Origin of the sequence: Bdellovibrio bacteriovorus (genome assembly GCF_025558485.1) — a bacterium.
Classification (GTDB): Bacteria; Bdellovibrionota; Bdellovibrionia; order Bdellovibrionales; family Bdellovibrionaceae; genus Bdellovibrio; species Bdellovibrio bacteriovorus_G.
In genome coordinates this window covers 1,557,245-1,579,014 of sequence record NZ_CP102930.1, presented here as the reverse complement: position 1 = coordinate 1,579,014, position 21,770 = coordinate 1,557,245, and the positions used below count along the sequence as shown (strand labels likewise).

Genomic DNA, 21,770 nt, shown 5'->3' with positions numbered 1-21,770 from the left:
CTTCCTCTATCGGACTAGAAGGATAAAAAATGAAAACAAGAATCGACCTTACAGTTGAACCTCGTGAAGCTGGTAAACACAACAGCCGTGGCTTGCGCGTTAGCCGTAACGTTCCTGCTGTTATCTACGGAGCAGTAACTCCAACTAACGTTTCCGTTGGTGAAAAAGAAATCGTTAAGTACAACACTCGCGCTTACGAAAATGCTCTTTTCAACTTGAAATCCACTGACAAAACAGCAAACGGTATCGTTGTTTTGATCAAATCCGTTGATGTACACCCACTGACTCGCCGTCCTCAACACGTTGACTTCTTCGCTTTGGATCTTAAAAAAGCAGTTCGCGTTAACGTTGAAGTTCGTCTTGAAGGTAAAGCAATCGGTCTTTCTGAAGGCGGTTTGTTGAACGTTGTTCTTCGTTCCGTTGAGGTTGAGTGCTTGCCAACTGAAATCCCTGAGTTCTTCACTGCTGACGTTTCTAACTTGGCAGTTGGTGATGCTCTTCACGTTTCCGACATCAAAGTTTCTGGCTCTGTGAAAATGATCACTGGCGCTGAGCAAACTGTTGCGGTTGGTGTCGGTGTTGGCGACGGAATTGGTAGGTTTGGATTGATGAAGGAGAATCTTTATGTTCGCGGTCCCCGCCATTTAAGACGTCTGCATATCAATACATCTGTTCTGCGATGGAAGCCGAGATCGCTTTGTTGCCACCAGAAGAACGCAAGGACTTCCTGGATGCATTGGGCGCGGAAGAACCAGGCTTGAACCGTCTGATCCGCGAAGCTTACACCTTGTTGGGTCTGCAAACCTACTTCACAGCCGGTGTGACAGAAGTGCGTGCATGGACGATCCGTGCAAACACAAAAGCTCCGCAGGCAGCAGGTGTCATTCACTCTGACTTTGAACGTGGCTTTATCAAAGCTGAAACTTACCACTGTGAAGACTTGTTCAACTATAAATCTGAACAAGCCATCAAAGATGCCGGTAAATACCGCATCGAAGGTAAAGAGTACGTGGTTAAAGACGGCGACGTCTTGTTCTTCAAATTCAACGTTTAATTAATTCCGAGAGGAAGAGGAAAGGGAGCTCGCAGCTCCCTTTTGTTTTTTATGAATGAACTTCTGAAGCTTTCTGCTGTTGAACTTAATAAAAAAATTATCGCTAAACAGGTTTCTCCGACCGAAGTGCTGGAAGCGCACATTGCCCGTATTGAACAGGTCAATCCCGCTTTAAATGCCATGGTCGAAAATGACTTCGTTCGTGCCAGAAAATTGGCGCACGAGCAAACTGAACAACTGGCCAAGGATAACACCAATTTACCCGTGTTCTTCGGCGTGCCTTTCACCGTCAAAGAAATGTTCGCCTATGCGGGAATGAAACGCACAGGTGGCAGCATCCATCGTAAAAACGAAGTGATGAACTGGGATGCCACCGTTGTGGCCCGCATGAAAAAGGCCGGCGCCATTCCGATGGGAACCACCAATGTTCCCGAATTGGGGTTCTGGTTTGAATGTTACAACCCGGTTTATGGCCGTACCAACAATCCCTATGATCTGGGCCGCACCTGCGGTGGCAGTAGCGGTGGCGAAGGCGCTTTACTTGGTGCCGGGGCTACTCCTCTAGGTTTGGGCAGTGATATTGGCGGCAGCATTCGTATGCCTGCCACCTTCTGCGGGGTCTTTGGCCATAAGCCTTCTCGTTATTTGTTGCCTCTGACGGGTCACTTTCCGTTTGTGGAAGATGATTTCCGCACCACTTTGTTGGGTGAGAAATATCCGTACACCTCCATGGGACCAATGACCCGCAAAGCAGCCGATCTTTACCCGATGCTGAAAGTTTTGATGGGTTCTGATGATGTCGATCAGTTGACTGTCAAATCCCCGTCTTTGTCAGATCTGACAGAAGAATGGGCGGGCAGAAAAATTCTGATCTGCCCGACTCCGAACTTCCACCGTGCCCGCGGAACCGATGACGATATGGCACAAGCCGTGCGCAATTGCGGAAAGCTCTTCCGGGAACTAGGGGCTGAGGTTGAAGAACTGGATCCGCGCTTCTTTGTTCGCGCGGTTGAACTATGGTTTGCTGCTTTGAAAAACTCCAAAAGCCGCAATCTGTATGAAACTTTGATGGGGCCCACCCAACACCTGTCCGTCGGAAAAGAAATCCTGAAACTGACATTTGGGAAAGGTGACTACACCCTGCCAAATCTTTTGGTGTCCCTGGCAGAAATTTTTGACACTGGCAAAAAAGACTTCGCAGAAGAAATGCAGGCCCTAGCTCAAATGCGTGCAGAGCTGGATGCCAAGCTCGGCGAAGAAGGTCTGTTGATTCTGCCTCCCCATCCACGAGTGGCTCCGAAACATCGCGCACCCCTCTGGTCGCCATTTGACTTCATTTATACCGCGATCTTTGTGACGCTGGGACATCCAGCGACTTCCGTACCAATGGGACTGAACGAAGACGGTCTGCCATTAGGCGTGCAAGTCGTGGCTCCTTACATGAAGGACCATCTGGCTTTATCTTGCGCCGAATTCCTGGAAACCACCTTCGGCGGCTGGCAACCTCCCAAAAACCTCTAAAAGGTACGGACTTACTTATGGTTGTGCAACTGCGCTAACGCGCATGCACTACCATAAGTAAGTCCGTACCTATTTTCTTCTTACATAATCAAGAATGATGTGGAAGCTCCAGACTGTTAGGAACAGGATGAGGCTGGGGAATAAGATCAGGTGCGGGAAACTGGATAGAGTCTTCCAGCCTTCTCGCACTAGAATCCCCCAACTGGTATAAGGTGGATGGATTCCCAGGCCGATAAAGCTCATAAAGCTTTCATAAAGAATATTGGTTGGGATTTGCATCGCTACTAAAATCAACAATGTTCCCAGCATATTTGGCAGAATGTGCTTCACAAAAATATGACTGCGACTGCCACCTAAAGCAATCGCAGCTTCTACAAAGGGCTTGCGTTTTATTTCCAGCACCATCCCACGTGTGACACGGGCCAGACTCATCCAGTGGGTTGCAGCAATACTGACACACAAACTAATCAAGGAACGCGTCAGGGGTTCCTCAAATGGCAAAAGCAACTGCAAACTTAAGCACAGCACCGACACCAGAATAAAACTGGGAATCGCCATCAGAATATCACAGAAGCGCATCATCACCCGATCGGTCAGACCTTCTGACCAGCCCGCGACACCTCCGTAACAAAGCCCCAATGCAAAAGCCAAAAGCGATCCCACCAAGCCAACAACAAGAGAGATCCGGCCCCCCAACAACACGCGTGCAAAAAGGTCCCGCCCCAGACTGTCTGTTCCAAACAGATGCTCTTTTCCCGCAGGTAAAAGAATGTTTTCGACATTTTGTTCCAGTCCCGTGGTCGCAATCAACCAGGGACCAAAAATGGTCGCAAACAATAAAACTCCCAAAAAGACCACGGCCAAAGCAAACAGGGATTTTTTCATGCCTGCTCCTTTAAACGAGGATCTGCCAGCCGTAGCAGTACATCAATCAGCGAGTTCACCACAATCAACAGACTGCCATAAAAAAGTGTCAGCCCCACGATTAGGGTGTAATCCCGATCATTCAAAGCACTGATAAATTCCGTTCCCAGGCCCGGCACCGCAAATAGCACTTCAACCAGAAATGAGCCTGACAGCAAAGATACAATCAAGGGACCGACATAACTTAGAAATGGTACAAGCGAATTCTTTAAAACATGCTGAATCAAAATTCCCCACACCCCGATACCTTTGGCTTTGGCAGTGCGAACATAGTCCATCTGGAAATTTTCATTCAAAGAATTTTTCAAAAGGCGAATCAAAGAGGCCAGCGGGCGCAGGATTAATGTTAATACCGGCAGCACATAGTGCATCGGCGACGTCAGAAAGGCCACAGGCAAAAGATTCCAGTAAAAACCAAACAGATAAATCAAAAGTGGACCCCAGAACAAACTGGGCAAAGACAGAAAAGCAATCACCACTTGATCTATCAGGGCTTCAACCCACGTTTCACGGAAGCGAACCGCCGCCACGGCAATAACAAAAGCACCACTTAAAATGCACAACAAGGCAATCCCGTTTAAAGCCAGCGTATTGCGCACGCCTTGCGCGATGATCTCGGCCACCGTGCGGTCCGGCTTTGTCATGGAAATTCCCAAATCCCCCTGAGCCACGGCTGCAAGATACCCAGTCACCTGCCCCAGTGCGGATCGCTGAACACCCCAGTGTTCTGAAAGTTTTTCTTTTACCAATGGATTTAAGGCGGTTTCCTCATCAAAGGGACCACCGGGAAGAGCTTTCAGCAAAAAAAACGTCAGCGCCGCCAGGACCACCAGCGACGCTATCATTTCAAATAATTTTTTTAAGACAAAACGAAATCCCGTATCGCTCAAATGTCATCCCAGTTTTCTTTTCCCGCCAGTTCGGCTGTGAACTTCACCGGCACAGAGCCTGCCAGATAAGGGAAAAGATCTTTTTTGTTGCCGTACAATTGTGAGTATATATGCGCATTGGAAACCACACGCTTCACGTAGTTGCGTGTTTCCAGGAACGGAATGTGTTCAATAAATTCATCCGTTTCCAGATTGCCGAAGCTGGACAGCCAGTTTTTCACCCGGTGAGGACCGGCATTGTATCCTGCCGCAACCAAAGGAATCGTATTTTCAAAACGATCCATCAAACGCTTCAAATAACGGGAGCCAATCTTCACAGATGTTTCCGGCTGCAACAACATGGGCGCCTTAAAATCTTTTTCGTTCAGCAAAGTTGCAACCTTGTGGCCTGTGAACGGCATAACCTGCATCAGGCCCAGCGCCCCGACCGGAGAAATGGCGTCGCGACGATAATGCGTTTCCGCGCGCATGATTCCCCACACCAGTTCTTCAGGCACGGCAAATTTCTTTGTGAATTTTTCCACATGTTCGGAATACGCGCGGGGATATGCAAACTCCCACAAATAGCGGATGCCGTCCACTCCATGGGCTGCACGCTGGGCGCCGAAATTAATCTGTGCAATATAAGAAGAGCGGTTGTAGTGACCTGCTGTATTGTACTCGCTCATCAACGTGCGCAGATATTCACGATTGGACGTCTTGCGTTCGATATCGTACAAGTCCCAGCGAGCCCATTCGTTTTCACCCATGATCATCATGTCACGAGCTCGTTCAAAGCGCTTCATCAACACAGGGTTTGAAAAAGTCGCCACTTTTTCACCACTGGCATCAGGCACTTCATCGGAAGATTCCACGGAATCAGCCACTTCCACGGATTTCAAATCCGGGTTGTCCACGACTTCAGCCTCTTCCTCTTCACCTTTTTCATCATCGGCGGAGTATTGAGTCAGAATCAGATTTTCTTCAGATTCACTTTCATCCCCACGATAGCTTTCCTGAGAAAATGGCATCAGGAACTCTCCCGCAGAAAAACGGGAAACCACACGCGGCTGAGTCGGCAAACTGGATTCTGCCAAACGCGGTGTTTTGGCCTCTTCCATTTTTTTCAACCGTGCCTGGGCCGCAATAGAATAGTACCCCAGCAAAGAGTCCTTCGCCAAAGAGGACATCATGGTCCGCGCCTGATCAACCTTCCCCTGACGGTACAAGCTCATGGCCATCCAGTAAGTCACACGGTCTTCCGGGAAAGACTTCCAGGCTTTTTTATTTTTCTTTTTCGCGGCATTCAAAGCTCCCAGAGCCTTGTAAGAACCCTGATAGTCACCCTTTAAATACTTCAACCAAGCCAGGTGCCACTGAGCATCGCGGTTCAGACCGGATTTAGGGTAGGCCTTCATAAATTCCTGGAAGCGGCGGGCGGCACCATCATAATCCTGGAACTGATAACTAAGAAACGCAGACTGATACAGCGCCTGACGGCCGGTTTTTGATTTCGGGCTCATCTTGTAGGCGGAGTAATAAGAACCCACAGCCAACTGCACCTCACCAGCACGAGCCGCCGCCGAGGCAAAGAGAATCAGGAAGTCGAAGTTTCTTTTATTGGCCTCGTAATAAGGCTTCAACAATTCAACGGCCTTAACCACTTCCCCTTCTTGCAGGAAAAACTGCGCCTGTAATTTATCGGAAAGGTACTTGTCCGACTTTGGCAGTTTGTTTTTCATGATGTTGATTTCAGCCTGAGCCTTTTGATCCTGTCCAGCCCACAACAAATAACGAACGCGTGTGCGGAAGTCCTCCGGCGTGGCCTTACAGTCAGTTGGTTTACCCTGGAATTCATTGCTGGCCAGGTCCACACTCCAGTCAGCCACCTTCGGATACGCCGGATGACGTTCGTAAAGTTTTACCAGCCATTTGCACATCGGGCCGTGGCGGTTCAAACCTTTTTCCGCGATCGCCAGATTGTAGATCACATCCGGATAATCTTCCGTGTTGCGCGTGCGTTTTTCCAGCTTCAGGAACTGAACGCTGGCCTGTTTGAAGTTTTTCTTTTCCAAGGCAATCTGTCCCATCAGATTGGAAGTTTCGATGGACATCTTCACATTGGGGGAAAGTGCGAGAACCTTTTTCAGCTCCCCTTCCGCCTCATCCCACTTGGAGGTTTTCATATAAGACTGCCCCAGATAGAAACGCACATATTCTTCCAACGCCGTTTTGTCTTTTAGGATTTCCTGAAATGCCGGAATGGCCTCTTCATATTTGGCCGCGCGAAACTGTTCCAGCGCCTTTTTAAAAGGCTCCAGATCATTCTTGGAAGCTTGAGCAGACGCCAACGGTCCCATCAATAAAGAAAAAACAATGCATTTCAGGAAGACTTTCATGTCCGCCACTCCAATACGAAAAGTTGTACAGTCCTTGTAAAAAGAAGCCCGTCCCAGTCATTTTAGAGGTGGCTTCTGTCATTTAATAATGATACCGAATATCTATGGCAAAATCGAAAACTAAAACGATCTATACCTGTCAAAATTGTGGGGCCCAAAGACCAAGGTGGGAAGGAAAATGCTCTGACTGCGGCGCGTGGAATTCCTACGTTGAAGAATTGCAGATGCCTGAGGTTAAAACTCGAGGATGGTCCACTGGCTCTCCGGAGAGGGATGTTGCCGCTTCCAAACCAGTCACCCTGGACCAAAGACTTGAGGAAGTGAAACTGGATCGTTTTGATACAAGCTTCGAAGAGCTCAATCGAGTTCTTGGCGGCGGCCTTGCCAAGGGCAGCTTCGTCCTTTTGGGTGGATCTCCGGGTATTGGCAAGTCCACTCTTTTGCTGCAAATGGCTGGTGGTTTAGCCAAAAACAAGCATAAGGTTCTTTATATTTCCGGCGAGGAAAGTGTTTCTCAAACAGGCTCTCGTGCTCACCGTTTGGATATTCGCTCCCCACTGATTGAAATTGGCTGCGAAAGCAACTTGCAAACCGTGATGGAACTGGCTCGTTTCAAAAAGCCTGATGTTCTGGTGGTGGACTCCATTCAAACCATGTTCTTGCCGGATTTGCAGGCAGCCCCGGGATCAGTTTCCCAGGTGCGTGAGTGTGCCGGTCATCTGATGGGTCTTGCCAAACAAGAGGGCATCACCGTGATCCTGATCGGCCACGTCACCAAAGATGGCAGCATTGCCGGTCCAAAGGTGCTTGAGCACATGGTCGATTGCGTGCTGTCTTTCGACGGCGATGTTTCCTATAACTTCCGTCTTTTGCGTGCGCTGAAAAATCGTTTTGGTGCGGCTCACGAACTGGGTGTTTTCCAAATGAATTCACGCGGCTTGGAAGAGGTCTCCAACCCTTCCGAACTGTTCCTGGAAGAACGTGGGGATCAATTAATCGGTTCCGCCGTGTTCGCCTCGATGGAAGGAACAAGACCCCTGTTGTGTGAAGTTCAGGCTCTGACTTTATCCAGTCCAATGGCAATGCCTCGCCGAACGGCGCTGGGGATTGATATCAACCGTCTGCATTTGCTAACGGCGGTTCTGGATCGTCATTTGGATATTCGCCTGGCTCACAGCGATATTTTTATCAATGTCGTGGGTGGCTTGAAGCTGGTGGAACCCGCTTCTGATCTGGCTGTGGCGGCGGCGGTGCTTTCAACAGAAGGACGCCGGGATTTGGATTCCAAAACCTGCTTCTTTGGCGAGATTGGTTTGACGGGTGAAGTTCGTGGTGTTTCTTTTGTCGAGCAGCGCATTCGCGAAGCCGACAAGCTGGGATTCCAACATTTTGTGATTCCATTTTCAAACAAACGCCATCTGGAAGACGTAAAGCTTTCCAAGGACAAGAAAATTTCATTTGTCAAAAATGTGCATGATCTGAATAGAATAATTAAATAGATCACTTTCCCCTGCGAGGATTCTGACATGGAAGCTCAGAGCGCTATTGTAAAAGAAAGCTATCAACCCGGAGACTACATCTTCTTTGAGGGCGATATCGAAAATCATTTCTATATCGTCGAATCCGGTGTGGTGAATATTTTCACAAAAGATCAAATGGGAAAACGCATTCATATCTGTGATATCACTGATGGGGAATCCTTTGGTGAATTCGCCTTGATTTCCAAAATGCCACGTTCAGCCTCTGCCCAGGCAACCACCGATGTGGTTCTGGTGAAGGTGTCTGAAGAAGGTTACCAACAACTTCTGGCGGAACTTCCGACCTGGGCCGAGTGCATGCTGAAGTCCTTCACCGATCGACTGCAAAACATGACTGAAAAAATACGAGAAATGGAGCAGTTCAAACGTCGCAATCCCTAAAAGACACCCCCTATTCAGGGTGTTTCTTAAGGATTATCCTCACTTTCCTGAGCGCATTGTAATCTTCAATGAAATGGTTATTTACCCTATGACCATGTATGCTGGGGCCAATGATTAGTAACATGAAGTATCTTCTTTGCCTTTCTGCACTGCCAGTGCTTTTGCTGATGGCCCCCGTGGCATCGCAAGCGCATCACCTGGACAGAATAAAATGGACAGGCCCCACAACGGGTCCTCAAGCTCAAGATTTTCGCACCGTCCATTTCATTGCCTCGGATTTAAAAAATGGTGGCACCAGCGCTATCAGCGAAAGCTTTCTGTCCGCCGTGCGCGTGCTGAAGTGGCAAGCTCAGATTTTTGATGGCAAAGGCAACCCGACCTTGATACGCCAACAGCTGCTTCATTCAATTTCGCAAAAAGTGGACGGCCTTGTGTTAGGTGGCTTCGATGCCGAAGATCACCCCGAGGAAATCAAACGCGCCCAAGCCGCCGGCATCCGTATTCTGGGCTGGCATGCTTCAGCCAAACCCGGCCCTTCAAAGCTTCTTTTCACCAATATCACCACCGATCCTCTGGATGTGGCTGAAAGATCCGCGTTGATGGTCAGAAAATTCGGCCCCAGCAAAGCAGGTGTGGTGCTGATCACCGACAGTAACTTTGCCATTGCACTGGCCAAAACCGAGCGCATGAAAAAGATCCTGGAGGACTCCAAAGACGTGAACGTCCTGACAACTCTGGATCTCTCCATCTCGCGTGCGGATCATGAAGCCCCCAAGGCGGTGGAGACTCTGCAACGAAAGTATGGAAAGAAGTGGACCCACACACTGGCGATCAACGACGTTTATTTTGATCACATGAATTTTCCGCTGAAAAAAATCGGTAGGAAAGAGATCGTGAATATTTCCGCAGGTGATGGATCTGTCACAGCCCTGACCCGCATCAAATCCGGTCTGTCACAACAGGTGGCCACGATTGCGGAACCTTTACGCGCACAAGGCTGGCAAATCGCGGACGAGCTAAACCGGGCCTTTGCGGGACTTTCCCCGAGCGGTTATGTCAGTGATCCTATTGAAGTCACGAAGGTTTCTTTGGATGAGCACTCTTTAAAAGAGATGGAAGGCCGGATTCCATTTGAAGATTCTTATATGAAGATCTGGTATCCCGGAGGCCACTAAGGCCCCCGGACTTTTTAGGAACTAGTAACGAACAGGGTAAATAGAAGGCGCACCGTAGCTGGATGACACACGTACATCCAAGTCAGCATTGCCACCCATGGATTCTGCGCGAATATCAATCGCCACAATTCTTTCCCCAGCCATCAGATATTCAGACGTCAAGCCAGAGTAGAATGTTCCCGTGTAGCTCAAACGATTCAACTGAACACGGCGACCGCTTTGAGTGATTGCATAGGTTTCATGCAATTGAACTCCGGCACGGTACACACTGACACGAACATAATCCACGTAAGCTGCGTAGTTAAATTGTACACGCAACCATTCACCACCACTGCGACGGCTTACACCATAGAACTGAACACTGGATTCACCATAGTGATTGCTTGGAGGTGGATTTGGGTTGTGCGGAGGATACGGATTTGGATATGGATCAGGACGTGGGTTTGGACGTGGATACGGGTCCGGACGAGGATTCGGTCTGACTGGTGGACGAGGTTCTGGACGAGGACGGATTCCGCCACGGTCGTTACGGTCATCACGACGATCATTATCAGGGCGCACGTTGCCACGATGGTCGTTGCGGTTGTCATTGCGATCTTCGTCACGATAGCGCTCCGGAGGATTGTTTCCACCGCGGCGGTCTTCACGACGATCATCATTGCCACGATCCGGGCGAACTTGCGCGGACACCAATGGGCTTTGCAGCAAAACGGCTGCGGCCAAAAGAGTTGTCATTAATGGTAGTTTCATAAAGGCTCCTTTTTAATCAGACACAACAATCTTTCCAAGATGCGTGCCGGACAAAATGACACCAACTTTGAATGGTAAAATCTACCGTCCGTCTTTTTTAGGGTATTTTAGGAACAGTTCTCGCTGCAAATCCATCATCAAACTCAATAGACGCGTTTCCATCATCTGATTGATGTTTAAGAACTGCAACCCGGCAGTTTGAATGATCTCTCCGTCCTGATCACGTTTCTGGGCAAAACGCACCTCCACCTCAAACTCCATCGCCCGGCGACTCCCAAGACGCAGAGCGCCTTTGATACGATCACCGATTTTTAGTTCCGGTGAAGCCCCCTTAAAGTCTATTTTCAGGCCCCCGGCACTGACGTCCTTGACCCGGGATTCAATAAAATACACCCGGTTGCCATGATTCAGGATACTGAAAATCGCCTCGTACTTTGCCGGCAAATCAATACGGGCATTGGCCCGACGCTGCAGTTGAAACAGGTCCACATCCGTTTTTAAAACAGCCCAGCCAACACTAAAAGACAGCTCGGTCTGAAGAAAATAGCGCTCGCTTTTAAATGGAAAATTCACCACCACTTTTTGAGCTGTGGTGACCTCTTTTGAATCCGCCGTATGATGACACAGCAAAGTTTCATCCTTATCGACTTGCACGGCGATCAGATGAAAAACCTCATCATTCACAGAGCCCTTCAGTGACAACTGAAGCTTGTCGTCCGCAATTTCACGGAAAAGGAGCTTCTTTTCTGACAAGGCCACCTTTTTAAAAATAGTCTGCGGACCGGCCGGACTGTTCATGCGTTACACTCTCTCCAAAGCCTGTGCCCATTTTTGCAAACGATCCTTGCGCTCTTTCGTGGCCATCTTCACTTTGAATTCCTTGTCCACTTTCCAAACACGCTTGATTTCCTTCAGATCTTTCCACACCCCAGCCCCCAAGCCTGCCATAAAAGCCGCTCCCAAAGCTGTGGTTTCCAGATTCTTGGGCCGAACAACATTGGCCCCACAATAATCAGCCTGCATCTGCATCAGAAGATCGTTGGCTGCGGCTCCGCCATCAACACGGACTCCGCGCAATTTTTTACCCAGATCTCTTTGCATGGTGTTTAGGATATCCACGTTCTGTAACGCCATCGCCTCTAATGTTGCCCGGGCAATATGGGCTTTGGTACTTCCCCGGGTCAGTCCGCAGATCACACCGCGCGCTTCAGGCTTCCAGTGAGGAGCCCCCAAGCCCGTCAGTGCCGGAACAAACTCCACACCCTCGGTGGTTTGCACTGTCTTTGCCAGCGCTTCAATATCCGAGGACTGCTGGATCAAGCCCAATCCGTCACGCAGCCACTGAACAGCAGCGCCGCAGACAAATGCGCCCCCTTCCAGCGCGTAAATCATTTCCTGATTTTTCAGTTTCCATGCAATAGTGGTTAAGAGTTTGTTTTTGGACTTCACCGCTTTTTTTCCGGTATTCAAAAGTAAAAAACTACCGGTACCAAATGTGCACTTGGAATCCCCGACATCGAAACAAGTTTGCCCGAATAAAGCCGCCTGCTGATCACCAACAATGCCGGTGACAGGAATTCCATCAGGCATAAACCCCAGACCTTGAGTGACGCCAAAATCAGAATTAGACGGACAAATTTCCGGCAAAATTCTTTCCGGTATTCCAAAGAGCTTTAAAAGATCCTGATCCCACCACCCGGTGTGGATGTTCATCAGCATGGTGCGCGAGGCATTGCTCACGTCTGTCTTATGCGATTGTCCGGCTGTCAGCTTCCACAGCAGGAAACTATCCACTGTCCCGGCCAAAGCTCGCCCTTCACGGGCCTTCTTGGCGGCATTGGGAACATTCTTCAGCAGCCACTGAATTTTGGTTGCAGAAAAATATGGGTCTAAAACCAGACCGGTTTTGGCCGTGATCATTTTTTCTTTTTTGTTTTTCTTCAACTTTTCACAGAGCTCCTGCGTGCGGCGGCACTGCCACACAATGGCGTTATGCAAAGCCTTGCCACTTTGAGAGTCCCATAGCATGACGGTTTCACGTTGATTGGTGATGCCAATGGCGCGGATCTGAGAGCCCTTAAGACCGGCTTTTTCCAATGCCAGACGCATGGATCTTTGCGTGGAATACCAGATGTCTTCAGGGTCATGCTCCACCCAGCCGGGCTTGGGGAAAATCTGTTTAAAGGCCTCACGTGCCTCTGCGACAAGACCTCCGGCTTGATTGATGATGCAGGTTCTTGAGCTGGTTGTCCCTTGGTCAATGGCCATGATAAAAGAAGACATAAACACTCTCCAATCGATGTATTAATAATGAAGAATTTCCTGAAGAAACCCAACGAAAAAATTTTTGGCTTGCGCTCCCTGGATCGCGACACTTTAATTTTTCGCGTGCTGCCGCGCTTTCTTCTGGAAATCATGCGCAAATACTTCCGTCTGGAGATTGAGGGCGTCGAAAACATCCCGCGCCGAGGGGCTGTGGTGCTGGCTCCGAATCATTCCGGTTATTCCGGATTTGATGCCATCTTGCTTGGACATATTGTCCAGCAGGAAGCCAAGCGTGTTCCGCGTGTTCTGACTCACCACTTTTGGTTTTTGACCGAAACGACCGCAATCCCGGCCAATAAAATGGGTTTTACCGAGGCCACTTATGAAAATGGCGTCAATGCCCTTAAAAAGGGAAATGCCATCGTTCTTTTCCCCGAAGGAGAGCAAGGAAACTTCAAACCGACTTCGGAACGCTATCAGCTTCAGGAGTTCAAACGTGGTTTTGTGCGCATGGCTCTGGAAGCACAATGCCCGATCGTGCCCGTGGTGGTGCTGGGAGCGGAAGAAACACATATCAATTTAAAGAAGCTAAAATTCACGAAGTTCCTGAAAGGCACCGTGATTCCTTTACCTTTAAATGTGATTCCCCTGCCCGCAAAGTGGCGCATTCGTTTTCTGGAGCCCATCGCCCTGCCTTACAAGCCGGATGCCATTAACGATTCTGAATTGATGAATGAGATCGCTCAGGATATTCAGGAAAAAATGCAGACAGCCATCGAAGAAGAACTGCAAAAACGCGGCAACGCCTTCCTTTAAAAAGCTACTTTCCGTCGGGAAGATCGTCGGCTATGACTTCTAAGATATTATGCCATTTCGCGACCAGGATGCCGGGGTCATCGGCATTGCGGCTCACCAGTCGACTGACCAGTACAGCGGCAAGACTCACGGCTAGGACGAGGAGGAGCACATACTCCACCACGATTTGACCTCGGTTATTCATATTTCAGATTGTATCACACTTCCGCAGGAGAGGTAGTGCGCACCACTGGGGCTGGACGCCAGTTTTCCATTGTGAGACGCAAAGTCTCAACCAAAAGGTCGAGGTTTTCATCTTCAATAGGGCCACGCAGGCCGATAACCACGTCATCGTGCCATTTTTCAACTTCCAAAGGCCCGATGTGTTTGGCTGCATCTTCAAAAGACAACAGGAAGCTGTCCTCTGTCGGATAGATCATCACCAGAATGTTGGCTCCGGAGGCCTTCGAGGCATCCTTGGCTTTCACCATTTCGGCAGTGAGCTTTTGCTGAATTAGAAAGTAAATCTTCAGCGCCAGTGCCTCATGGAACTGGGCGAAGTAAATACGCACGGGACCATCAAAGATGGCACTATTAAAAGCAGGATTAAAATACTTCGACTGCATTAAAGTGGTGTATGACGACCTCATGTTGTAGCTCCCCCCTCCACAGACACAACCCAAGACTAGGAAGAAAACCCTTCCTAATTCAAAGGAAATTTTAAGAATCTTAAATTTTCTGACGCATCAGATTAATTTAAGAAGTCAAAAACCTTCTTTCCTCTCGAGAAAACAACCTTCTCAGCAGCCTCTCCCACACTGTAGAACAGACAGGACCACCCCTGATCAATGCCTATTATATCAGCAGACTTGCCCACTTCGATCGAACCCACTTCCTTGTGAAGATTCAAAGCGTGAGCTGCGCCGACGGTGTAGGCCGCAATGACTTCCGGCAAGCTCATCTTCATTTCCAGTCGAGCCAAGAGTCCCACAAGATTCAAATCCTGCGTAGGCGATGTTCCCGGATTGAAGTCTGTCGCCAAGGCCACGCGCACGCCCGCATCAATCATCGCTCGCGCCGGAGGATATTTTGTTTTGGTGTAAAGATCCGCCGTCGGAAGCAAAACCCCCGTCACCTCCGATTTCGCCAGATTACGAATTTCCTTTTCTTCAACCTGAAGCAGATGGTCGCCAGACAGCGCTCCAATGCGCACAGCCACGTCACTGCCGCCACTTAAGGACATTTGATCGGCATGGATTAAGACTTCAAAACCCAGCTCCTGCGCGCGACGCAGATACCTTTCAGAAGCCTCGACCGGGAAGAAGCCTTTTTCGATAAATACGTCCACTCGGCGAGCCAATTTCTTTTTGGCGACGACAGGCAAAACTTTTTCAGACAGGAAGGTCAAATACTCTTCATAAGATTTGTATTCCGGTGGCAGGGCGTGAGCCCCCAGGAACGTACTGACTGTGCGGGGGCCTTTGAGAGCCTGAACAGCCTGAAGAACTTTGATTTCATCTTTCAGATTTAAAGCATAGCCGGATTTAACCTCCAGCGTGGTCACACCTTGAGATAGAAAGTGGTCCACCCGCTTCTGCCCCGTCGCAACCAGATCTTTTAAAGACGATGACCGTGTTTCTTTCATCGTGGATAAGATCCCGCCGCCTTTGGCAGCGATCTCCTGATAACTGACGCCCTGATTGCGCATCTCAAACTCCGCAGCGCGGTCTCCGGCAAAGATCAAATGCGTGTGACATTCCACGAACCCCGGCAAAACAGTTTTGCCTTTCATATCCAGTTCGCGCAGTCCCTTTTTCTTTGCCCACTCTTTTGGAAGTTTTTTGTGAGGCCCCACCCAGGCGATTTTATCTTTATCCATAATGACAGAGGCTTGGTGTAAAATGCCCAAATCCTCTTCTTTGATATGGCGGCCGCTTTTAGCGGCGGCGCCCTGCAAGGTCAGCAATGTCGAAATATTTTTAAGCAGAATACCCATGCACTTATTCAAGCACATGGGTCCTGAGGATCAAGCTAAAACCTTAGCCCTACATAATCTTGATAGTATGACTGCGCGCGCCCTCTGCTTTTGGCAGCGAAATATGCAGCACGCCGTCTTCAAAGTGAGCCTCGATCTTTTCAGAGTTCACTTGCGTTGGCAGTGTGAAGGATCTTAGGAACCTGCCATAAGATCTTTCCGTGTAGCGCCCCTCCCCTTTGCTTTGACGAGTGCGCTCTCCTGAAATCGTCAAAACATTGTCCGACAGGTCCACTTTGATTTCGTTCTTTTTCAAACCCGGCAGATCGGCCGTGATCAGATAGACATTGTCCTTTTCCTCCACATCCACGGCAGGCGCAAAATCCATTCCGGATCGCGCCAGACTTGATCCCAAGCCCCGGTCAAAGTCGTTAATAAAATCTTCAAATTGATTAAAGAGGTCCGAGGACCCCAGGCGGCGCTGGCTGTTCCAAGGCGCCAATGAACGCATAGACATAATATCCTCCTGATATTTTATTGCTGATCCGAATTATGACTCTCGCATTCAGTAGGTCAATGTCAGGAGAATTGATCTGTCAAAAATTAAAAAGCCGGAATGCTTTCACACATTCCGGCCTTCTTTTATTGCCATTTAAAACTGGACTATTTCATCTTCGGAGAGAACCACATATCGATCACGCGGCCTTCCTTCTTCTTGCCTTTTTCCTTGAAGACAAATGTGCTCTTCTCGCGAATTTCAGCACGGTCTGCAACCGAGCTTACCGCCGAAGCATCATACTTCAAAGAAACAGATTCGATGCGGGATTTCAAAGGCACCAATTCGCCCTTTTGCACTTTGCCATCGCCGTTTTTATCAAACCACAACAGAAGCTTCGCAAAATCCTTATCCTTCTTGTCGATCACATCGTCTTTGTTGGAATCAAATTCGCGCAGGGCCTCAAAGCCGTTTTTATATTTGTCGCCCTGATTACCGAACAGTTCATCTTCGGTCGTGATCAAACCATCACCATTGCGATCCACGGCAATAAAGGCCCCCGGTGCACCGGCTTCCGGCCACATGGTCTTACCTGTTGGATTCAACGGGAAGTCCACAGCCGCAGAGAACTGAGGCAACTTATCATCGAAGAAGACCATCAACGGAGAGAAGTATCCGCCACAATAGCCATTTTCACCCGGGAAGAAGGCAGAGATACTGTACTGTCTGCCGTCTTTGGAGCCGCTGGTATAAACGGTGGCGGAGAGGTCACCGTTGAACCCCATAAACTCCTGCTTTTGACGGGCATCGAAAACCTGCTCGAATTTAATTGCCTCAAGCTTGGCCTCAAAATCGTCTGAAATATTGCCCTGCTCGTCCACGGTCGTATTGAAGTTAATTGGCAGGACAATCCTGACGTTGTTTCCGGCATAACTGGCTTTCACCGTATCATGCTTAATGACGGCTACATCCGTCTCGCCCGCCTTCATAACAATGTTGGCAGGATAAAGAACCTCATAGGTCTTCATCGCACCTTTGACATTCATCGTGATTTTAATTTTAACCTGAGAAGCTGGTGAGATCGGGTTCGATACGTGGCGAAGATTAGTACCGAAGCACGTATTGGCCACATTGATAGTCACACCGTCAGAAGAGGCACGAGTCGCCTGCCCCGAAAGTACAACCCCTTGAAACCCAGCCGAACCACCCGCACCGGAGTTGACAGCTGCCGGTTGCTGTTCGCTCTGAGCATATACCACATTCGATGCCAGTAGCACCGCAGCGGCGCAAAGCCCTTTACGCATAAACATACAAGCCCCCTTTTATTCCCCTAAAAAACTCAAAACTACTTCTTCTCAGGACGAACGATCTTGAAGTAAATCAAGGAATCCTTCGCGTCCTTTCGAGAGAACTCCACCTTTTGCACATCATATGCAAACAATTGAGGCTGAGTAAAACCTTGCAGCCCATAAATCGATCGCCACAAGTTGATCTGCTTCCCGCTTTGATCCTTGGCTAAATAATACTTGATTATATTAACAACTTTCAAGCGCACAAGAGGAGCAGCTCCCCCCATTGGCGGTATATCCCTTAAGAACTTATCTTCGTTGGTAATTGTCTCATTCGGATACATGGGATTGCTCATGTCGATCAAATTTGCCAGATTGATACGCGCTAAAGTGCTGGCTCCGGAGTTCGCCACCACACCCAGGAAAATCGGAGAGCGCGCAGGCTTGGTATAATTCGGTCCGGTCGGGGTCATTTCCCGCACAGTTGTTGGCGTATCCAACATCACGACGTTGCCCCCAATCCAGATCTTGTCATTGGCAAAGGTCACTTCGTTATTTCGATTCAGAGAAACAAAGTTTAAAGAGGCCGCCTGTCTTGGGTCCGCCGGAGGATTTCCCACCTCATAGGCAGAAGCTGGCGTGTACAAAATCGTTCCGCCTTTTCTTTCCGCCACTGAAATAAATATAAATTCGTGACGACGACCAGCTTCTAACGTCAGCATTCGCTCTGAATTGTCGATTGCAGATTCGCTGGCATCCGAAACATAGTCAAAAAAACGGCGACCATAATCATCCAGCACATTCAAATTATTAAATGACGGCTCAGAGCCTTTAAGATCTCGCAGAATCAGGCGTTCCGCCAGAATGCTATCCACCTTGTCTTCAATTTCGTTGGTAATCTCTGTCTTTGTTTTTGCAGTAAAAACAAAGAACGATGCCGCCACCATGCCCATGATTCCCATCAAGGCCACGCCGACGATCATCTCTGCCAATGTAAAACCGCGTTGATTCTTCATCATTGTGCATTCACCACAAACTGATAGTCCACCGAACCATAGTTCGCTGGAGTGGGTTTAACCGCCTTGCCGTCTTTATCAGTTCCATCCCCCCAATCTCTGTGGGTCAAACGAACTGTTACCAAATACAGCCCCTTCATGCCGGGATAGGCCTGAATCGTAAAGCCATAGCGCCCTGGACACCCCGGACATTCCTTGGCAGTGGACATCATACCATTCCCCCAAGCCATAGGTAGTTGATCCTTAGCCAGAGCCGCTTCACGCTCTTTATCAGAAGTAAAGTAGTTGATCTGATACATACGAACATTCGGACGAATATTCTCGATAACATCATTGATCTGCTTATACAGGGAATTTTTCACGCCACTTTCCGTGGCTACTTTCTTCATACTCAAAATACCCGAGATAAAGAAGGACCCCACCAGCGTCAGCATGGCAAGCCCCAGTAACACTTCCAGAATCGAAATACCCTGTTGATTGCGGATGAGCGACTTCATATGCCGGACTCCCGTGAAATTTCCAAAACATAGAATCGCACCAGACGGTTTTTACAAACTGTCGAGTTACCATTCTTAATAAAGCCACAATCCGGGTCCACCGAGGTCCATCGGAACGGATCAGCCTTGGCACGCAGGGAAATGGCATTACATCTGTACAAATTGGAAACATCTGTGATGCTTGGATACGGATGCCATACCGGATAACGATTGATCACAGAACAATCAGCGCTATTGTTCCCTTTAAGAACACCCGCCTTACGAAGTTCGTAAGTCGCCATGGCATGATAGATAGTGCTCCAACGAATACCGCTGCGATAAGCAGAGTCATCGATGGACATGCCCTGTGAAAGAATGAAGCTGCCGACAATCCTTAACGGTTTATCACGAGACTCAATAACCAGTTTTTCACAGTTCATAAAGCCTGATACAAAATTCGCGTCGGACTTGATGTAACAGGTTTTTGCCAAAGACACGACCTGGAAAGCTGCGGTACTGCCGCCGCTGTTGTCCCAGTAAGCATTGTTTCTGTCGAAGACAAAATCCTTAGCCTCGCCATACTTCGCTGTAAATGACCAGGACTGCCGTGCCGATGATGCAAATGACTGGGACCAGTCAGATCCGCCAAAGGCCGATGAGCTTTTACCAAGAGCCTCACAGGCTTTATCCAGATTGATATAAGGATCTACATCCTCAGGATAGCCGGACTTGGCACGCCCGGAAGAGTCCTGAAGACGAGAACCGACCTTAAAATCCGCTCCATCTGGTTCGAACACCAGCCAGCCTTTGTTGTTACCTGCTGCCCAGTTTTTTCTCAGATTTCGCCCATCATAATAACCAACATCATAAGCCACCAGCTCCAACGAAACCGGCAGCCGCTCTCCCATGGAGTTAACCAACATGGAGGCATTGTCGAAACTGATATCCAAGTCCTGGAAGGACGCATTAGAATTATTCTTTTCCGGATCATCCCCTGGCTTCAGGGGTTTTTTCATAGAGATATGGATCTTCGGCTGAATATCCATACTGGCACGGACTTTACGCAACTGTTCGCGCGTCGCACTGAGTTTGCGTTCGTTCGCATCCAGCTCAGCTTCCATACGGTCCTTGTATTGTTTGGCCTGCGCCAAATCATTACGGGCACTGTATAAATTAGAGCGCGCACGAGCCAGACGATCTTTATCAACAGGGTTACGACGTTCTTCTCTATCCACAGCACTTTCAGCATCATTCACATCACGAGCAGCCCGTTCCACCGAACGAGCCGCCTGATTCAAGCGTGCCTGACTGCTGTTCACATCAGACTCCGCCTGACTGGTCTGGCGCTCCAAACTCTTTTCCAGAGGGCGCAGGTCGATCTTCGGCTCCAGAGTTACAGAGCCTTCTGCCGGAATTTCCCCGGTAAGATACATGTTCCCGAACTTGATATTATATCTTGTAGCCGCCAACTTCTCCTGACTTAGAGAAAAACCTTTCAAGAGATCACGGAAGCCCCACCAATTATCAGGAGAATTCGGTTTTTCAACGTCCTTATTCTGAACGGTGAACATATTCCCGTCTGTTAAGGCCAAACGATAATTATACTTGCTTCCCTTTTGCCCCAACAACTGCCCGGTCAACTGACTGTTCTCGGTATTAGATAACTCGTATTTGATCTTTTCATGGCGCAAACACTGAGCCATCAAACTCGCATTCACAGTTTCACCCGTGGCAAACCCGGAAAGATAGTCCAACCCCAAATCCCGCGCCCCATCGACTTCGACACCCTTTTGGAAGCCACCGAACTGACGAATCTGAGCCCAGAACTGATCGTCCTGTTGACCGGCGTAGCGTGGTTTAAATTCTTGATTATTGCGCATCACCGGACCATCACCCAGAACCACTTTGTCTTTAAAAGTTACCGGAGTATAAACAGTGTCACCCCCCGTGAGATCAGCACCGGAATCCGGAGCCATCGGCAGATGAATCGAGCCGTTCACAAAGACCGGACTTTCAAAGATCAGCCCCGGGTATTTGATGTTGGCCAGACGAGACCCCGTCTGCTTGATAAGCGCGTCGCCTTTTTTCAAGCCTGATGTCGAGTTGGAGGTTTTATCCAGATAAAGATCACCGGCCACCATAACGGCGAAACTTCCAACCTCACGAGGATAAACCCCGACATAAGAAGTCGTTTTCAAAGTGCTGGAGCCCACTTCGATCACTTTGCCTGAGCGGTCCAGCAAACTAACGTCAATGCGCAAATACACTTCGCGACCGTATTCCGGAATGGAGGCTCGCACGTCGCGTGAAATTTCAACGTCGATGGAAGCAACTGTATAACCCTTAAGATCCGCTACGATTTTGTAAACAGGGTGCAGGGCCGAGAAGGACTCAATATTAATTCTCTGATGGATTTTAGAAACCGGTACTTTTTCCGGATTTGCAATCCCAATCAAACGCAGGAAATCGACCGTTTCTTTTTTCATCAGGATACGTTCGACGGAACGCGGATGGCTTAACAGCTCAACTGCCGTCGCAGGGACACTCTTCCCGCAACTTTCCTGCATCCAGGATTCTGAAAAACACCAGCGCTGGCGAATACCAAATAAAGTGTAATCGACCATGGAATGTAACGCCAGGCGTGCTGTGATGATCGAAGCTGTCTTTGTAACCTGCGTCTTGTGCTTAATGACCGTCGGCGAAAGGAAGTAGATCATAACGCCGACCACACCCACGGCCACAAGAGCCTGGACGAAAGCGCTTCCCCTGTTATTAAAGACAGAACGTGCCTTACGGACTGATTTCACGGTGGTTTCTCCTGTCTCTTGTATCGACATTAATCGTATC

19 protein-coding genes and 1 pseudogene are annotated in these 21,770 nt (G+C 48.9%); 7 read left to right on the top strand and 13 right to left on the bottom strand.

Features of this window, described 5'->3' with window-relative positions; translation table 11 throughout:
- Positions 1 to 29 precede the first annotated feature (29 nt).
- From EZJ49_RS07935 to EZJ49_RS07925, 3 genes and pseudogenes are all read left to right on the top strand, one after another.
- The gene (locus tag EZJ49_RS07935) at positions 30 to 761 is read left to right on the top strand and encodes a 50S ribosomal protein L25 (RefSeq protein ID WP_262555771.1); all 732 of its coding nucleotides are present in this window, start codon (positions 30 to 32) and stop codon (positions 759 to 761) included.
- Positions 668 to 1,054 (top strand): annotated as a pseudogene (locus tag EZJ49_RS07930) (DUF933 domain-containing protein); the annotation flags it as partial. The gene EZJ49_RS07935 and the pseudogene EZJ49_RS07930, both read left to right, overlap by 94 nt.
- Before the next feature lie 51 nt (positions 1,055 to 1,105).
- On the top strand, positions 1,106 to 2,575 hold the full coding sequence (locus EZJ49_RS07925; RefSeq protein ID WP_262555768.1) for an amidase: 1,470 nt from the start codon (positions 1,106 to 1,108) through the stop codon (positions 2,573 to 2,575).
- A 69-nt stretch (positions 2,576 to 2,644) separates the two neighbouring features.
- Here EZJ49_RS07925 and EZJ49_RS07920 read toward each other — a convergent pair whose 3' ends face one another.
- From EZJ49_RS07920 to EZJ49_RS07910, 3 genes are read right to left on the bottom strand one after another with little or no spacing between them, the layout of a single operon-like run.
- Positions 2,645 to 3,460: an ABC transporter permease gene (locus tag EZJ49_RS07920; RefSeq protein WP_262555766.1), complete on the bottom strand. Its 816-nt coding sequence runs from the start codon at positions 3,458 to 3,460 to the stop codon at positions 2,645 to 2,647.
- The gene (locus tag EZJ49_RS07915) at positions 3,457 to 4,344 is read right to left on the bottom strand and encodes an ABC transporter permease (RefSeq protein ID WP_262555765.1); all 888 of its coding nucleotides are present in this window, start codon (positions 4,342 to 4,344) and stop codon (positions 3,457 to 3,459) included. The genes EZJ49_RS07920 and EZJ49_RS07915 overlap by 4 nt, the downstream gene beginning before the upstream one ends.
- Before the next feature lie 41 nt (positions 4,345 to 4,385).
- Complete coding sequence (locus tag EZJ49_RS07910) at positions 4,386 to 6,767, bottom strand: transglycosylase SLT domain-containing protein (protein WP_262555763.1); 2,382 nt, start codon at positions 6,765 to 6,767, stop codon at positions 4,386 to 4,388.
- 104 nt (positions 6,768 to 6,871) lie between these two features.
- Between EZJ49_RS07910 and radA the strand changes: the two genes are divergently transcribed.
- From radA to EZJ49_RS07895, 3 genes are all read left to right on the top strand, one after another.
- Positions 6,872 to 8,266: a DNA repair protein RadA gene (gene radA / locus EZJ49_RS07905; protein WP_262555761.1), complete on the top strand. Its 1,395-nt coding sequence runs from the start codon at positions 6,872 to 6,874 to the stop codon at positions 8,264 to 8,266.
- A gap of 27 nt (positions 8,267 to 8,293) precedes the next feature.
- Positions 8,294 to 8,686 carry a Crp/Fnr family transcriptional regulator gene (locus tag EZJ49_RS07900; RefSeq protein WP_262555760.1) on the top strand — a complete coding sequence of 131 codons (393 nt, stop codon included), beginning with the start codon at positions 8,294 to 8,296 and terminating at the stop codon, positions 8,684 to 8,686.
- Between the two features lie 122 nt (positions 8,687 to 8,808).
- Positions 8,809 to 9,861 (top strand): substrate-binding domain-containing protein, encoded by a 1,053-nt coding sequence (locus EZJ49_RS07895; RefSeq protein WP_262555758.1) that lies wholly within the window; start codon positions 8,809 to 8,811, stop codon positions 9,859 to 9,861.
- 21 nt (positions 9,862 to 9,882) lie between these two features.
- Here the strand turns inward: EZJ49_RS07895 and EZJ49_RS07890 are convergent, their stop codons facing one another.
- The 3 genes from EZJ49_RS07890 to glpK form a co-directional block, all read right to left on the bottom strand.
- Entirely contained in the window at positions 9,883 to 10,611 is a 729-nt protein-coding gene (locus tag EZJ49_RS07890) for a beta-sandwich domain-containing protein (protein ID WP_262555756.1), read from the bottom strand.
- Positions 10,612 to 10,692: 81 nt separating this feature from the next.
- Positions 10,693 to 11,409 carry a flagellar brake protein gene (locus tag EZJ49_RS07885; RefSeq protein ID WP_262555754.1) on the bottom strand — a complete coding sequence of 239 codons (717 nt, stop codon included), beginning with the start codon at positions 11,407 to 11,409 and terminating at the stop codon, positions 10,693 to 10,695.
- Positions 11,410 to 11,412: 3 nt separating this feature from the next.
- Positions 11,413 to 12,894 (bottom strand): glycerol kinase GlpK, encoded by a 1,482-nt coding sequence (gene glpK / locus EZJ49_RS07880; protein ID WP_262555752.1) that lies wholly within the window; start codon positions 12,892 to 12,894, stop codon positions 11,413 to 11,415.
- A 27-nt stretch (positions 12,895 to 12,921) separates the two neighbouring features.
- Between glpK and EZJ49_RS07875 the strand changes: the two genes are divergently transcribed.
- Positions 12,922 to 13,692, top strand: coding sequence for a lysophospholipid acyltransferase family protein (locus tag EZJ49_RS07875; RefSeq protein WP_262555750.1), 771 nt, complete (start codon positions 12,922 to 12,924; stop codon positions 13,690 to 13,692).
- Between the two features lie 197 nt (positions 13,693 to 13,889).
- On the opposite strand, the gene EZJ49_RS07870 is transcribed toward EZJ49_RS07875, so the two are convergent.
- The 7 genes from EZJ49_RS07870 to EZJ49_RS07840 all read right to left on the bottom strand — a co-directional run bounded on the left by EZJ49_RS07870 (position 13,890) and on the right by EZJ49_RS07840 (position 21,730).
- Positions 13,890 to 14,321: a hypothetical protein gene (locus EZJ49_RS07870; protein WP_262555748.1), complete on the bottom strand. Its 432-nt coding sequence runs from the start codon at positions 14,319 to 14,321 to the stop codon at positions 13,890 to 13,892.
- 101 nt (positions 14,322 to 14,422) lie between these two features.
- Positions 14,423 to 15,685, bottom strand: coding sequence for an imidazolonepropionase (gene hutI / locus EZJ49_RS07865; protein ID WP_262555746.1), 1,263 nt, complete (start codon positions 15,683 to 15,685; stop codon positions 14,423 to 14,425).
- A gap of 31 nt (positions 15,686 to 15,716) precedes the next feature.
- Entirely contained in the window at positions 15,717 to 16,163 is a 447-nt protein-coding gene (locus EZJ49_RS07860) for an Hsp20/alpha crystallin family protein (RefSeq protein ID WP_262555744.1), read from the bottom strand.
- A 146-nt stretch (positions 16,164 to 16,309) separates the two neighbouring features.
- Positions 16,310 to 17,452 carry an EF-hand domain-containing protein gene (locus tag EZJ49_RS07855; protein ID WP_262555742.1) on the bottom strand — a complete coding sequence of 381 codons (1,143 nt, stop codon included), beginning with the start codon at positions 17,450 to 17,452 and terminating at the stop codon, positions 16,310 to 16,312.
- A 35-nt stretch (positions 17,453 to 17,487) separates the two neighbouring features.
- Positions 17,488 to 18,450: a prepilin-type N-terminal cleavage/methylation domain-containing protein gene (locus EZJ49_RS07850; protein ID WP_262555740.1), complete on the bottom strand. Its 963-nt coding sequence runs from the start codon at positions 18,448 to 18,450 to the stop codon at positions 17,488 to 17,490.
- Entirely contained in the window at positions 18,447 to 18,944 is a 498-nt protein-coding gene (locus EZJ49_RS07845; protein WP_262555738.1) for a type II secretion system protein, read from the bottom strand. Before EZJ49_RS07845 ends, EZJ49_RS07850 begins: the two co-directional genes overlap by 4 nt.
- Entirely contained in the window at positions 18,941 to 21,730 is a 2,790-nt protein-coding gene (locus EZJ49_RS07840; protein ID WP_262555737.1) for a type III secretion protein, read from the bottom strand. Before EZJ49_RS07840 ends, EZJ49_RS07845 begins: the two co-directional genes overlap by 4 nt.
- Positions 21,731 to 21,770: the final 40 nt, after the last annotated feature.